Origin of the sequence: Candidatus Tisiphia endosymbiont of Stenodema calcarata, from assembly GCF_964030695.1 — a bacterium.
In the GTDB taxonomy this organism is placed as follows: domain Bacteria; phylum Pseudomonadota; class Alphaproteobacteria; order Rickettsiales; family Rickettsiaceae; genus Tisiphia.
In genome coordinates this window covers 352,876-366,674 of record NZ_OZ034911.1, presented here as the reverse complement: position 1 = coordinate 366,674, position 13,799 = coordinate 352,876, and the positions used below count along the sequence as shown (strand labels likewise).

Annotated in this window: 11 protein-coding genes, 1 tRNA gene and 3 pseudogenes; 6 read left to right on the top strand and 9 right to left on the bottom strand. The window is 32.0% G+C overall.

What is annotated here, in order from left to right; translation table 11 throughout:
* Positions 1 to 4: 4 nt before the first annotated feature.
* The 4 genes and pseudogenes from ACQH1W_RS01710 to ACQH1W_RS01695 form a co-directional block, all read right to left on the bottom strand.
* Complete coding sequence (locus ACQH1W_RS01710; RefSeq protein ID WP_425361102.1) at positions 5 to 469, bottom strand: hypothetical protein; 465 nt, start codon at positions 467 to 469, stop codon at positions 5 to 7.
* 190 nt (positions 470 to 659) lie between these two features.
* Positions 660 to 1,721: pseudogene (locus ACQH1W_RS01705) on the bottom strand (toprim domain-containing protein); the annotation flags it as partial.
* 31 nt (positions 1,722 to 1,752) lie between these two features.
* Positions 1,753 to 2,055: pseudogene (locus ACQH1W_RS01700) on the bottom strand (MobA/MobL family protein); the annotation flags it as partial.
* 257 nt (positions 2,056 to 2,312) lie between these two features.
* Positions 2,313 to 3,074, bottom strand: a pseudogene (locus ACQH1W_RS01695) (IS5 family transposase).
* A gap of 974 nt (positions 3,075 to 4,048) precedes the next feature.
* On the opposite strand from ACQH1W_RS01695, the gene ACQH1W_RS01690 reads away from it, so the two are divergent.
* Both ACQH1W_RS01690 and ACQH1W_RS01685 read left to right on the top strand, forming a co-directional pair.
* Positions 4,049 to 4,891 carry a MobA/MobL family protein gene (locus ACQH1W_RS01690; RefSeq protein WP_425361101.1) on the top strand — a complete coding sequence of 281 codons (843 nt, stop codon included), beginning with the start codon at positions 4,049 to 4,051 and terminating at the stop codon, positions 4,889 to 4,891.
* Between the two features lie 353 nt (positions 4,892 to 5,244).
* Positions 5,245 to 5,505 (top strand): hypothetical protein, encoded by a 261-nt coding sequence (locus ACQH1W_RS01685; RefSeq protein ID WP_375333167.1) that lies wholly within the window; start codon positions 5,245 to 5,247, stop codon positions 5,503 to 5,505.
* Between the two features lie 244 nt (positions 5,506 to 5,749).
* Here the strand turns inward: ACQH1W_RS01685 and ACQH1W_RS01680 are convergent, their stop codons facing one another.
* A complete protein-coding gene (locus ACQH1W_RS01680) occupies positions 5,750 to 6,742 on the bottom strand; it encodes a hypothetical protein (RefSeq protein WP_375333168.1) in 993 nt (330 codons plus the stop codon).
* 461 nt (positions 6,743 to 7,203) lie between these two features.
* Here ACQH1W_RS01680 and ACQH1W_RS01675 point away from each other — a divergent pair, with 461 nt between their 5' ends.
* A complete protein-coding gene (locus ACQH1W_RS01675) occupies positions 7,204 to 8,019 on the top strand; it encodes a hypothetical protein (RefSeq protein ID WP_375333159.1) in 816 nt (271 codons plus the stop codon).
* A 461-nt stretch (positions 8,020 to 8,480) separates the two neighbouring features.
* Positions 8,481 to 10,016, top strand: coding sequence for a recombinase family protein (locus ACQH1W_RS01670; RefSeq protein ID WP_425361100.1), 1,536 nt, complete (start codon positions 8,481 to 8,483; stop codon positions 10,014 to 10,016).
* On the opposite strand, the gene ACQH1W_RS01665 is transcribed toward ACQH1W_RS01670, so the two are convergent.
* The 3 genes from ACQH1W_RS01665 to ACQH1W_RS01655 all read right to left on the bottom strand — a co-directional run bounded on the left by ACQH1W_RS01665 (position 9,978) and on the right by ACQH1W_RS01655 (position 10,537).
* Positions 9,978 to 10,068: transfer RNA gene (locus ACQH1W_RS01665), tRNA-Ser, on the bottom strand. The genes ACQH1W_RS01670 and ACQH1W_RS01665 overlap by 39 nt on opposite strands.
* A gap of 146 nt (positions 10,069 to 10,214) precedes the next feature.
* Positions 10,215 to 10,430, bottom strand: a complete 216-nt coding sequence (locus ACQH1W_RS01660; RefSeq protein ID WP_410521363.1) for a hypothetical protein — start codon at positions 10,428 to 10,430, stop codon at positions 10,215 to 10,217.
* Positions 10,385 to 10,537: a hypothetical protein gene (locus ACQH1W_RS01655; protein WP_375333170.1), complete on the bottom strand. Its 153-nt coding sequence runs from the start codon at positions 10,535 to 10,537 to the stop codon at positions 10,385 to 10,387. Before ACQH1W_RS01655 ends, ACQH1W_RS01660 begins: the two co-directional genes overlap by 46 nt.
* 416 nt (positions 10,538 to 10,953) lie before the next feature.
* On the opposite strand from ACQH1W_RS01655, the gene ACQH1W_RS01650 reads away from it, so the two are divergent.
* Positions 10,954 to 12,120 carry an IS1380 family transposase gene (locus ACQH1W_RS01650; RefSeq protein ID WP_425361099.1) on the top strand — a complete coding sequence of 389 codons (1,167 nt, stop codon included), beginning with the start codon at positions 10,954 to 10,956 and terminating at the stop codon, positions 12,118 to 12,120.
* 140 nt (positions 12,121 to 12,260) lie between these two features.
* Here ACQH1W_RS01650 and ACQH1W_RS01645 read toward each other — a convergent pair whose 3' ends face one another.
* Positions 12,261 to 12,524 (bottom strand): hypothetical protein, encoded by a 264-nt coding sequence (locus ACQH1W_RS01645; RefSeq protein WP_341762383.1) that lies wholly within the window; start codon positions 12,522 to 12,524, stop codon positions 12,261 to 12,263.
* A gap of 133 nt (positions 12,525 to 12,657) precedes the next feature.
* Between ACQH1W_RS01645 and ACQH1W_RS01640 the strand changes: the two genes are divergently transcribed.
* Positions 12,658 to 13,499 (top strand): IS5 family transposase gene (locus tag ACQH1W_RS01640; RefSeq protein ID WP_375332641.1). Its coding sequence is split into 2 segments (ribosomal slippage): positions 12,658 to 13,030 and positions 13,030 to 13,499, totalling 843 coding nucleotides; the frame shifts between segments, so codons are not numbered across the junction.
* Positions 13,500 to 13,799: the final 300 nt, after the last annotated feature.

Here is a 13,799-nt window from a genome sequence, read left to right as displayed (position 1 = left end):
AAACTTAAAAATCACCAATGCCTGTAGATTCCCCTATAGGACTAACTTCACTAGATTCTTGTTCTGTTTCTAAATATAATTCTTTTAAAACTTTTAATAAATCTCCATTACCAAGCTGTTCTACCTTTTGAAGCATACTATTAAAAGCTTCATCAAACAACTCATCATTACTTAGCTTATTATCTTCATCTGGAGGTCTATTATCATCTTTTAAATTTAGTCCTCCTCTATTAATGAATTCTTTCTCATGATTCAAAACTTCATATATAGCTTCTAATACGCCAATAGCATCTTTTGGCTGACCATATGCAAATTTTGTACCAAAATCTTTCATTAATTCAATTAATGTGTAGTTACCAGGTGCTCTACGCACTTCATTACTTATCATTCCAAAAAAATTTTCTTCAGCTCCTTCTTCAATATAAATTTCTCTCTCACAGAATTCCCTAGCTTTTTCATGATTTTTCATATGCTACTCCTTATTAAGATTAAAATACTCACATAACTTTATTTTAATTACGCAAATATTAAATAATAAGTTAGTCTTTATAAATATAAATTGCAATAAAATAATTTTCTTTTTTATCCAAGTACAAATTAAATATGTATAGTTAGCATATACTATATAATTTAAATACATTCATAATATTATAACTATATTATAACTTGACTTGTATTGCTTGAGTTTTAGTTGTGTTTTTTGATTCAATCTGTATAATTTTACCAATTATTGATTTTGGATTAATATATTGCATCACTTGCTTGTCTCTTCCTATAGTGCTTAAGTAATCTTCAGGAACCAGATGCTTTTTACCATTAAAATCATCTACTGTGATGTTACTAAATTTGACATTACCAAAATCATGTTTCGGATCAAACTTATTCTTCATTATTTGTAAATCTGCTGCTATTTTTTGCTCAATTGCCATAGAGCAAATCTTGTTACTATAAGCAATAAAAGCTGTCATATCTTTTTCTTTATATATTTGCAAAGTAGCCTTTATGTTTTCTTGTGTAGTAAATTTCTTCAGTGATTTTATTTGCTGTTGAAACTTACGCAACATATTGTTATCTTCTGATACTGATTATCTTTCAAAATAGAATTAATAATTTAATTCCAACTAATGATAGACCTAATACTAAATTATACCATGATACCATGTTAATTCTATTTTGAAAGATAATCAGTATGACTTCAAAAACCCTAATTCTGTTGTTAATTTTACTATTTCAGGTTCTAGAAATTTTCTAACTGATTCTGCTCCTTGAGTTTTAAGCATATCGTTAAAATCACCTTTTTCTGGCGGCATTAATACAGATACTACTGCCCCTTTACTTACCAATTCTTCTTGAGCCTTGACTATGACATGAAGAGATGGTGCATTTTGTCCATCATTATCGGCAGCAATAATGATTTTCTCTCCTGTGGTAGGTTAATAATTCTTGATATTACTAATACCTAAACTACAGAGAATTTTACCCTTGATGCCAGCTTCTTGCACACTCAAAGCAGTTTCTATCCCTTCTGCGATAATCGTCACATTATTTTTGTCTTCTCGTTGAATCTTCACAAATGAACCACTAATCTTGCCAAAAGATCGCTTGTTAACTAAAATCCCAGCTTTAGTACCAGTTTCCTTGTTTAAATAGATTGATTGTCCACCAGTAATATTGGCTTCCTTGTTACGAGCAAAAGCAATTAAAGCTGGATAATATTGTTCATGAAATCTTCATATTGCTGACCTGATTTTATGATAGACCTAGCTCTTTATCATCAGGCAGGGCAACAACAATATCTTTTAATAACTGGCTGTTCTTTCTTCTCTCTAGACGCTCTACCTCATTCATCAAGATTTTGGGGTCTTTAAATTTTGTATCGACATAATCAGGTAATAAAACAGTATGGTAAACATTATCTCCCTTATGAGCAAAATTATAAATAATGTTAGTTTGCTCATCTTTGATAATCATCCTAGCATTATAAGCCGCTTTACAACAGCTATTTCCTCCTGAGCTTCTCCCTACTATTTCTATCCTAGCAAACTGTATCGCCATAATTTACCAATTCTAATAATTCTCAATCCAACATTACTATGCAATGTAAAAATCATCCACTGAATTTTGAGCAGATGAACCAGCAAAAAGAAAAAACAAACTTTTAAATTTGTATATTGTGTTAGTTTTTAAATGCTAGGTTAATAACTCTTCTCTAATATGATATTTCTTGATCTTGACCATTACGCTTCTCGATGGATTTCTATATCATCGCAACCATACATCTACTTTTTTCAATAGACCTCTTTCGAAAGTGGTTAACGTAGTTCAAAATTATAAATGCCAGAAATCAAATTAAATCTAAGACCAAATCTTTTACGTCTATTTCGATATTTGTCAGCAATAATTTTAAACCGTTTTAGCATACCAATAACCTTTTCATTCACAACTCTTTCTCCTGCTAATCTACGATTATTCTTTTTATCATTTTTAGTTAAAGGATTTTTCTTGCTTTTTTTCTTTGGTAATTCAGAATTATTGTGAATTTTTTGTATACCTTGATATCCTGTATCAGTAATCGTTTTAACCTTAGGATGGATAAGAATTTTGGATTCCTTAAATAATCTAAAAGTCATGTTTTTTACCGTTAGAAAAATCTGTACATATTACTTGGTGTGTTTTCTTGTCTACCACTATTTGAGTTTTTAGTGTATGCCTTTTCTTCTTTCCTGAATAATAGAATTTTTGTTTTTTTAGGTCTTTCTATAGGACTCTCAGTAGCATCAATCAAGACTACTTCATAATTCATATCACTCTTCATTAGAGCTTTACGACCTGGAAGAGCAAAGTTTGGGTGTTTAACTAGGGTGTCTTCTACCCATTTAACAGCTTTATATGCTGAACTTTCACTAATCCCATAGTTCTGACCTATATGGAAATAAGTACGGTATTCTCTAAGGTATTCTAAGACCATCAGCTTGCCTCAAAATATCCACCATCTTTGAGAATGTTCCCTTCCTTACTCCTGTTAATCGACGAAATTTTTCATCCTCTAACTCTTTAAGCTGATCGAATTTCATTATTACTTCACATTAGATATTTATAACACCATTCTACATCATTGTCTAGTTTCGAAAGAAGTCTATTATAGATTCCTGCCTTCGCGGGAATGACACCTTTTGCGTTTAAATATAGTAGATGTTGTGTTTTTAGACTTTTGAAGGATTGACTATTTACTTTAACGCGAGTTGCCAATTAATTGCTAACCACAAAGCTGAATTTTATCAAGCCTTTGAAGGTAACTTATAGCATAAAAAGGCTCAAAATTAGCTATATTTTAAAATATAGCTAATTTTAACAAACATTTTAACTACAACTCCTACTTGTAAACCGCCTTAAATAAGGGTTTACCTGTATAATTAATTGGCAACTCGCGTTACTTTACCAAATTTCAGGTACAAAATCTAAAATAACCCACCCAAAGTAGCCTTTTACTAGTTCAATCTACCTATGTCAAGCAGTTTTATATTATTACAAAAATATTAAATATTCCCAATATATCTGTAATTTTTTGCCTTTTTAAACAAAGAAGTATTCTTCTTAAATTTCCTAACCAATTTTCACGTTTGAGTTATTTTTACAAAAAGCTTACTTTTAATAAAGTAATTTGTAGTACGTTTAACTTACTAGCAGTTCAATAAAATTATAGCTACTTTTGCTTATATTTATACCGTTCGTTTATTTTACAATCAATTAATTTTTCTACCTATAACTATTTTTTAGATAAACCATTTCTTTTTTTTTTACCTCTCTTTTCTTCACCCACCTATCCTACCTAAACAACCCACTTAAGGAGCATTCTGCTGCCTATATAAAGCTTGCCAATAAAATAAACTATGTAGTTACAAGTTAGGTTTTAGCATTTACTTTTGCAATCCCTCTACCCCGCACTTGGGCAAACTAGGTAAACCTAGTTTGCCTGCGCTCAAAGATTCAGTTTTTTTATTGGTGATTGCTATTACCCAAAAACTTACAGCTTATAGCGGTAATAGCAATGGCAATATATCACTGTAATAAATCAGAAGTACGAAGAAGCAAAGGACAAAATGCAGTTGCAGCAAGTAGCTATATTTCAAGAAGTAAATTGCAGTTTTTTACAACTGACCGTAAAACAGGAGAAAAACGTACTGTTACCTATAATTTTAGCAGCAAGAAAGGACTTGTTCATAGCGTAATTCTAGCCCCGGATGATGCTCCTAGTTGGGTATATGATAGACAAGAATTATGGAATAGAGCAGAAAGTAGTGAAACAAGAAAAAATGCTGAGACTGCTAGAAAGCTGACCATAGCCTTACCAAAAGAATTAACTCAACAACAGAATACTGAACTTACCGAACACTTTGCTTCTGAGTGCCTAGTTAGTCATGGCATGATAGCAGATATAAACATTCATTATGACAATCCAAATAATCCTCATGTCCACATTCAGATGACTACTAGAAGACTACTACGTTTAGAAAATGGCGAAGTAATTTTTGGTGAAAAAGGACGTGATTGGGGAAGAAGAAATTTTTTATATTATTATCGAGAAAATGTAGCCTATTTCATCAACCAATATTTAGAAAAATATGGTCATTTAGCTAAGGTATCACATTTATCGCATAAAGCAAGAGGAATTGATTTAATACCGACTATCCATGAAGGAACAACATGGTATATAAAAGACTCGAAGCTAAAATTAACAAATGTGCAAATACTCAAAGAAAATGCTACAAAGATTAGAGAAGATATAGAATTAGTTTTTCAGAAATTATCAATTAACAAGCCAGTTTTTACTAAGGAAGAAATTGCTATAGTAAGTTTTATAGGGAATATTTTGGTTTATTTGTTGGGATGAATTATAAAAAGTACTGCCAAATCAAAAATTAGATTAACGGTAAGTAACATTTAATTTAACTGATTTGGCTGTAGGTTACAGTGGTTATTTTTCCACTGTCTCTTATTTGCAGCTTCTTTGTTTTTTTAAGAAAAATATTTGATTTTACTTTCCAATTCGCTTTACTCCTCTTCTAATATGGAATAGGTGTGGTGTTGATAGCACTTAACTTAATATGTTTAAGTTTGCTGTTAAGTTAGTAAGTGCCATCTAGTTAACTAACAAGTACAGAGGTTAGAATAAAACGCAAATTTTACCAATCTAACCTCTAGTACCCCATTTTTTTGTAACCTAAAAAACGGTAGGAAAATCATATGACTAATAACGACCAAAATCAACAAAAAGAAATTATTAACTTGCACGAGCTTCAGCCAGAATTGGTTGAAGCAAGGTTAACATTAACAAAGGTATTAAAAACGCTTTGTTCTAATGATCAGCTAATGCAGACAGTATACGACTATTCAGGTGATAGTGCTACAATCATTATATGGTATTTACAACAAGTCATAAAATATTTAGATGCCGTTATTGCCAATAATAAAGTGATACTTGATGCTTTAAGTGGTAAATTTTAATAAAATCATTTACCCTTATTTTTTAAAGATTGTAGCTATTTGAGGTAATGAAATAAAAAATTTGAATGTGTAGCGACTTAATATTTCTGATTAATGTCGCCACACATTAAATCTTAATTAGCTAAATTAGGTGTTTAATTTAATAATAATTCTATTGTCTCCAGTTTAGCATTATTATAACAAATTTTACCAAAAAATCATTGATAGAGGAAAACCTCTATACTTTTGGGAGTTAGCTAGTTTATCATTTTTTAAAGCCATTGCCACCCATCTTACTTGCCCACCACAATAGGGACGAAGCTAGCAGCAATGTTAATAAGAACAGATTACCAAATATCACCTCGAGTCCAAATTTTACAATAACTTCAATTAATCCGCCTTTACCTGCAGCAATTATATATTCATTAATTTCTCGCTGCTTTTTCCTCTCTAAAATATCCTCTACTAATTGAACGGTAAAATTATGGTCATACTTTAAACCTGATTCACCATATTTTTGCTCAAACTCTTCCTTGGTTAATTTGTTATTGTAAGTTTCGAAATATTTAGCAATATCCCGTAACTCAGGTTCAATAATATGTTTTGGGTTAAAAGCTCGCCATAGACTTGAACTATCTGCATAAGCTTGTCGGCAAGCTGCCCGCCAGACATCTAGTTTACTGCTGCCTAACAAATCAACGATACTTTTATTAAATCTACGCTCTGGCAATAAGGTGGAATAGTAACGCGGGTGAATTGGTTTGCTATTTGCCCGATAACCTGAGTATACTTCCTCATTTTGAAGCTTTATTTCTTGAGGATAAGTTTTTCTGAATACTTTCTCTCTTAACAACTCCTTTTTTAATCCAAGACTTTGTTCTTTGGTATTAGGATACTCATTTAATGATTGATTCAATTCTTGAAATGGACGCATTACTATGTGTAATTTTTGATGAACATTTGCTGAATCCTGGATTGGAGAATATAACTCTAGCATTGATCCCATAGTGAGTTTTAATGATGGGCTTTTATTCTCATATGCCCCTAACTCAATTGTAAAGTATGAATCATTGCTAGATTGATTTATATTTAAAATAATAGTTATATTAGTACTTGTATTAGGACTTATCACTTTTGGTAGTAATATAGATTTACCAGTTTTGGCACTCGATAGGTTACTACCCTCAGCTTTACAGGTATTAATTAATATTAATTGTGCTAATAAAATATTTAATAATGATATTATCCTTGAGTTCATATGTAATTTCCTCATTGATGAATTAAGATTTTATAAATAACCTAGGGAAGTTTTAGGCTTCTGTGATAGTATCTCTTATTTCATCAAGATTTTTAATCATTTTTTATAAGTAATTCTTAGTTAGTCCAGCAATGCTAAATTGAATTGAGATCAGAGGAATATGTTGGTAAATACAGAGAGTACATTCCGTTCTTTCAATACTTCCTTGATTTTAATAGCTAAATTAGGCACTGACTTAATAATAATTTTAGCCACTGTCTCCAGTTCAACACTACTAATAATAAATTTTATAAAAAATCACTAATAGTGAGAAAAACCGCTGTACTTCTCGGATTAATAAAGATATGTGTGAAGATGATACTACGTGGTGTTAAGCACCGAGGTTAGAAGCAACAATCATCAAATTTTTAAATCTAACCTCAGTGTCTATTTTTCAAACACAAAAAACAGGAGTTAATTTTATGACTAACGACGTTAAAGATCAACAACAAAATAATTTAACAAATGAAAAAATAAATAATATCACTAACATTGCGGCACAAATACTTAGAGAAGTTTTGCAGAGCAATAATATAACTTATATAGAATTTATCGAAGTTCGTATAGGTTTAGAAGGAATTGAAATAGTTGGCAAAGTGTTAGAACATAATAAGCTTATAACTGCAATACGTCTTTGCGATAACGATATTGGATTTAAGGAACTAAGTCTGCTTATCGAACTGTTAGAGCATAATCATAGTTTGATTAATATAGATATTGAATATAATAATATAGGTGTTCAGGGGCTAATTATACTAGCTGAATTTCTAGAAAATGATAAAACCATAAAGCAAATAAGTCTTAGAGGCAATGATATTGGCGATGAGGGAGCGGATATACTGGCAGGAGTTCTAACAAATAATGAAATTATAAAGCAAGTGGATATTGGTAGCAATAATATTAGTGATAAAGGAGCAATTATACTAGCAAGACTTCTAACAAATAATAACACTATAAAGAAAATATGTCTCAATAATAATATTATTGGTGATGTTGGGATTGTCCAGCTTGTTAAAGCTTTGGAAGCTAATAGAACCATCAGCCAAATAGACCTTAGCTATAACAATATTACTGATAATGGAGCAATAACACTAGTGGGACTTCTAGAGTCTAATAATAAAATTACAAGCAAAATAATAATAGAGTTCACAAATTTTGACAATGAAAATATTAATTATCAAGTAGAAGAGCTGTTAATTGAAACTCTAGAAAGCCACAACAAAAAACTGGGGGTATAATTTTAAAAATATTCATCTGTATCATATCTGATACAGAATATCAATAAGGTGATCGATGTAAACAGTGGCATTTGGTTAAGTTTTTAACTTATCTATTTTAAAGCAAACTCATAATAAATCAAAAAGACCCATATTTAGACTTAGAGCGTAATAATTCAAAAACTAGGTCTCCCTATCATAATGATACTAAAAAGCCGTGTAATAGCCTTAAAATAGTTAAATAGGGGTATCTATGATAAACCACTTCATAAAGTTACTCCTGCTACGAGTTAAAACAATTATTTTTACAATAACCAAAAATTATTAATGCTAAATAAATGTTACACTTGGCTCTAATACTGAAGGAGATGGGGTAATTTAATAATAATTCAACTTGACTTGTGCGGTGCTTGATATATCTCTGCTCTTTGAGTACATACTACTTTCTAATTAAAGCAAAATTTATTATCTAAGGAGAAAATATGACAGACAAAGCAACAAAATCAATAATTTTAGTTCGTGTTTCAACAAGGGAGCAAGAAGAAGGGTATTCAATTGAAGCTCAAAAATATAGATTAGTAGAATATTGCCAACGTAAAAATCTTGAAGTTATCGAAACTTTTGAAATTATCGAATCTTCCAGCAGAGGTGATCGCAAACAATTTAAAGAGATGATCAAATTTGCTAAAAGCCATAGAGAAACAATTGCTATAGTTGCTGATAAAGTAGATCGAGTACAAAGAAGAATCTCAGAAATTTCATTACTAGAAGAACCAATAAAAGCTGGTAAGATAGAATTACATTTTAGAACAGAAGGTTACATAATAGATAAAGATTCTCAGTCTCATGCAAAGCTAATGTGGGGAATGAACGTATTGATAGCACAATCTTACGTTGATAGTTTAAGTGATAACGTTAAAAGAAGCCTAGATCATAAATTGCGTAAAGGAGAGTGGATAGGGCCAGCCCCTCTTGGTTACCTAAATAGTCGAGATGAAAGAGGAAACAGTATAGTAATTCTCGATCCTGTAAGAGGTTCTATCATAAAAAAACTCTTTGAAGAATATGCAACAGGAATGTATACTCTTAATTATTTGACTGAAAAAGCTAAGGAGCTTGGTCTTAGAAGCAAAAACAATTGCTACGTCAATAAAACAGTAGTGCATCGAATGATCCAACAACCATTTTATTACGGTGAAATGAGAGTAAAAGGAGAGATGTGGTCACATGGTTACCAAGCAATTATAACAAAAGAGACTTTTATGGCATGTAAAGATGTACGTTTAGGGTGGAAGAAGAAGCCTTTTAAATATGGTGGTAAGGATTTTCTTTTTAGAGGATTAATAACCTGTGCAGTAACTGGTAAAGTTGTAACAGCTGAAACTCACAGCAAAACATATTCAGATGGCAAAGTGGACGAATGGACTTATTTAGGTACATGGGATCCAAAGAATCCAAACAAAAAGATTTATGTAAGAGAAGATGAGGTTTTAAAGCAGGTAGAAGAGGTTTTTAAAAGAATAGGTATAAGAGACCCAGAAATGCTAAAAGAGACTCTAGCCTATTTAAAAAACACAAATGAGCTAAAGAAAGATGAGCATGGGCAAGCAACAGCTGCTTTAAAGAAAGAACATACCGAAAATGAGAATAGATTAAATTCATTAATAGATTTGCGACTCAATGGAGAACTTAGTACAGAAGAATTTCAAAGAAAAAAACAACAATTAAAAGATCGCCAATATGAAATTGCTCGTTTAATTAAAGTTTATGAGGAAGCAGACGATAAATTTACTGATACCGCTACAACGCTAATAACTCTAGCATCTGAAGCCTATGAAACTTTTAAAGGTTCTGAAAGCCCTCAAAAACGCAAAATGATAAATTTCGTATTTCAGAACCTCAAACTAAGGGGCAAAAAACTTGAGACCTCCCTACGTTTCCCGTTCGATATTTTTGAAAAAACGACAACTTGTACCGAATGGCGGAGAGAGAGGGATTCGAACCCTCGATACGGTTAACCCGTATAACGGTTTAGCAAACCGTCGCCTTCAGCCTCTCGGCCACCTCTCCAAATCATAACATGATTATATTATGAGTCACTTATAGCATTGAATCGTTTATATTTCTATAATTATTTTATATAAGTTCAATAGGGTAATTTAAAAGTCACAATCAATAGTTGATGCACATGTGTATACTAGGGTTCTGATACTGTCCTAAGAGCCAAGGACTAAAATAGGATTAAAGATAGAATTATTTTTAATTACTCCAAAGACAATATGTAATAATTTACGCATAATAGCAACAATAATAACCTTAGTAGGTTTACCCTTACTAGATAGCTTTTGGGTAAATTGTTTAAATATAGGGTTATGATTTTTAGCTACTATAGCAGGAAAGTATAGTGCTTTACGTAGTTTAGCTGAACCAATCTTTGATATAGCACTTTTCCAAATACTCTATGTTTAGGTGTAAGTCCTGCATAAGTAGCAAACTCCCTAGTGCTATTAAAAAAATCTAAATCTGGAGATTCTGCCAATATAGCAACAGCTGTAAGTTTACCTATACCTAGCCCGGATATTGCATGAGATAGGAGGAGAGAACCCCCCTGTAGTGATATATAATACTAGTGTTACAAAGCATTAAAGCAAGGAATTTTGCCATGAAATTGTATAGCATCAAATTACCAATTTACCAAAGTAAAAAATCGTCAATTAGCAATAAATTTCACTGGTGGTGATATTAGTAGCGATGGAGGTGCGTTGTTGCTAGGAGAAGCAGATAGAAGAGTTGGTATACTCGGTGAACTTCAAGAATTGGCGTCGTCGTGTCTAAAGATCAAAGCTGCTCACGTACTAATATACGCTCCGCTGCTCGACTTTGACACTCCTAGCTCTTCTTGAAGTTCACCGAGTATACCAACTCTTCATTTATGAGCAGTATATCACTAATGATTTGGCAAAATTATTTCCTGATAAACGTAATCCTAGTAAAATTACTCACAGCTTAGTTTCAATACTCAAGCAGCGTATTTACTCGATTGCTCTTGGTTATGAAGACTTAAATGATCATGATCATTTAAGAAAATGTCCAGCTTTACAAACAACTGTCGGTACACTCGAAGATATGGCTAGCAGCTCTACTTTATGCCGTTTTGAGAATAAAGCTGATCGTCAGTTTGCCATAGAGGTACATAAGTTGATGCTGGATAAATTTATTGCATCATATAAAACAGCTCCTTCGTCACTGATACTTGATTTTGATGCCATAGATGATGAGATTCACGGTAATCAGGAAGGTAAGTTTTATCACGGTTATTATCGTCATAATTGTTTTTTACCTTTATACGTATTTTGTGGAAAAAAGTTATTAGTTAACTATTTACGTCCATCAGATCAAGATCAAGCTAAGCATGCATGGGCAATATTATCGTTATTAGTAAAGTATCTACGTAAAGCATGGCCTGAGGTTGAGATTATTTTTCGTGGTGACGGTGGATTCTGCCGTCATAAAATGTTAGATTGGTGCGATAGTAATAATGTAAAGTATATAGTTGGCATGGCAAAAAATAATAATCTTAATAAACTGCTTGCATCCATTATGCAACAGGCTAGTAAGCAATTTGCTACAACAAAAGAAAAGCAACGTCTTTTTAGCGAATTTCAATATCAAGCTGGCAGCTGGAGTCGTCAACGCAAGATAATAGGTAAAGCTGAAGTAGGTAGCCTTGGTGAGAATCCAAGATATGTAGTAACTAATTTAGCAGGTAAGCCTGAAGATTTATACGACAAAATTTATTGCACACGTGGCGATATGGAGAATCGTATTAAGGAGCAGCAGTTACAGTTGTTTGCTGATCGTACTTCTTGTCATAAATGGTGGGCTAACCAGTTGAGATTGCTTTTATCCGGGTTAGCATACACTTTGATAGAATATATTCGTGATAAACTATTGCAAGGCACGGAACTAGCCAAAGCACAAGTTGGTACTATACGTTTAAAACTATTTAAAATTGGAGCTATAATTATTCGTAATACTAGAAGTATCAAATTCTTGTTAGCTTCATCATATCCTTATCAGCATATATGGAATAGTGTCCTGAAGGCGTTAGCTCTAGAATGAGCTAACTATAGTGCTGTTCCCGGCACATATAAAAAATGGGGTAAGGGGGAATTTTATCTAAAATCAGAAAAAATCATGATTTTAGATATATTTTGTAAGAAAATTAACCAGTATGTAAGATTTATATACTAATTTACAACTCAACTCATATTCATACACCCTGCATGCAATATGCGGGCTAGAATGGTTTGCATGTCATCTATTTTTTTGCCATCACTATCCTGAAAATCTAAATCTGTAATCTTGGCAAGGGCTAGATCAAAACCTTCTTGGTACTTTGATTTACATGCTTCTTTAAGTATGTCAGTATGAACTAATTCCTCAGCGGGAATTGGTTTAGTTATTACTATACTGGGGTTTAAGGTTATGCCCTTTGATTTTCGATATGAATCAAATAGATACATCAAGGCTTGAAAATTGCTTGTTGTTTTTTGCAGTTGATCATTTAAATTGACTTGTTGTGTTAGAGCTTGTCCGCAAACTAAAATTAAGGTATGATGAAGTGAACAAAGTATTATTAGTAAGAAGTATAAAAGAATGAGCAGAAAAAATTATCCAACAGATTTAACAGATGAAGAATGGTTAAGGATAGAGGGTTTGTTTCAAGTATCGTATGTAAAGGGAGGTAGACCTTTAAAACATAGCAAAAGAGAGATTTTGAATGCAATTTTTTATGTATTACGTACTGGGTGTCAGTGGAGATATATGCCGCATGACTTTCCAATTTGGAAGACAGTATATGAACAATTTAGAAGATGGAAGAAGCAAGGTGTATTTGAACGTATGAACCATGAACTTATCAAGGATGTTAGACGAAAATTAGGTAGAAATGAGTATCCTAGTGCTTGCATAATAGATAGTCAGTCTGTCAAGACAACAGAAAAAGGGGAGCTAAAGGTTATGATGGAGCTAAGAAAATTAAGGGCAGAAAGAGGCATATTATTACCGATACACAAGGCTTTGTATTAGGTTGTTATGTCGGTTCTGCGAATGAGAATGATCGATACGGAGCTACAGTGCTACTCAGTAACATGCAAAAAGAGTACACTACTATTAAACAAATGTGGGCTGATATGGGGTATCAGTCTAAAGATTTAAAGGGTCTCATTAAGGAAAAGTATAACATAGATTTAGAAATTGTTAAACGCCCAGTGTGCAGATTTTGGATACCAAAAAATACACCACTAGAACTATTGCCAACAAGGGAAGTTGGGTTTAAAGTACAGCCAAGGCGATGGGTTGTTGAGAGAACCTTTGCTTGGATAAATAGAAATAGAAGGCTCTCCAAGGAATATGATTTTCTTACTGATTCTAGTGAAAATATAATTTTTTTGGCTATGAGTCGATTACTTCTTCGTAGGATTACTTCTATTACTTAGTTTGCGGACAAGCTCTTATACTGATTATCTTTCAAAATAGAATTAATAATTTAATTCCAACTAATGATAAACCTAATACTAAATTATACCATGATACCATGTTAATTCTATTTTGAAAGATAATCAGTATAACTATCTCTAAGATAATATACTTTATATAATACAAAGTATATCTTATATGTAAAGTATTTTTGATAAAAAAAGGAGAAAATGTTATTAATAATACTCTTACTATTCTGTTACATTTATTGTAGATCGCATAAGAATAGGCTATAATAGCACAAAAAAGTATAGACAGGT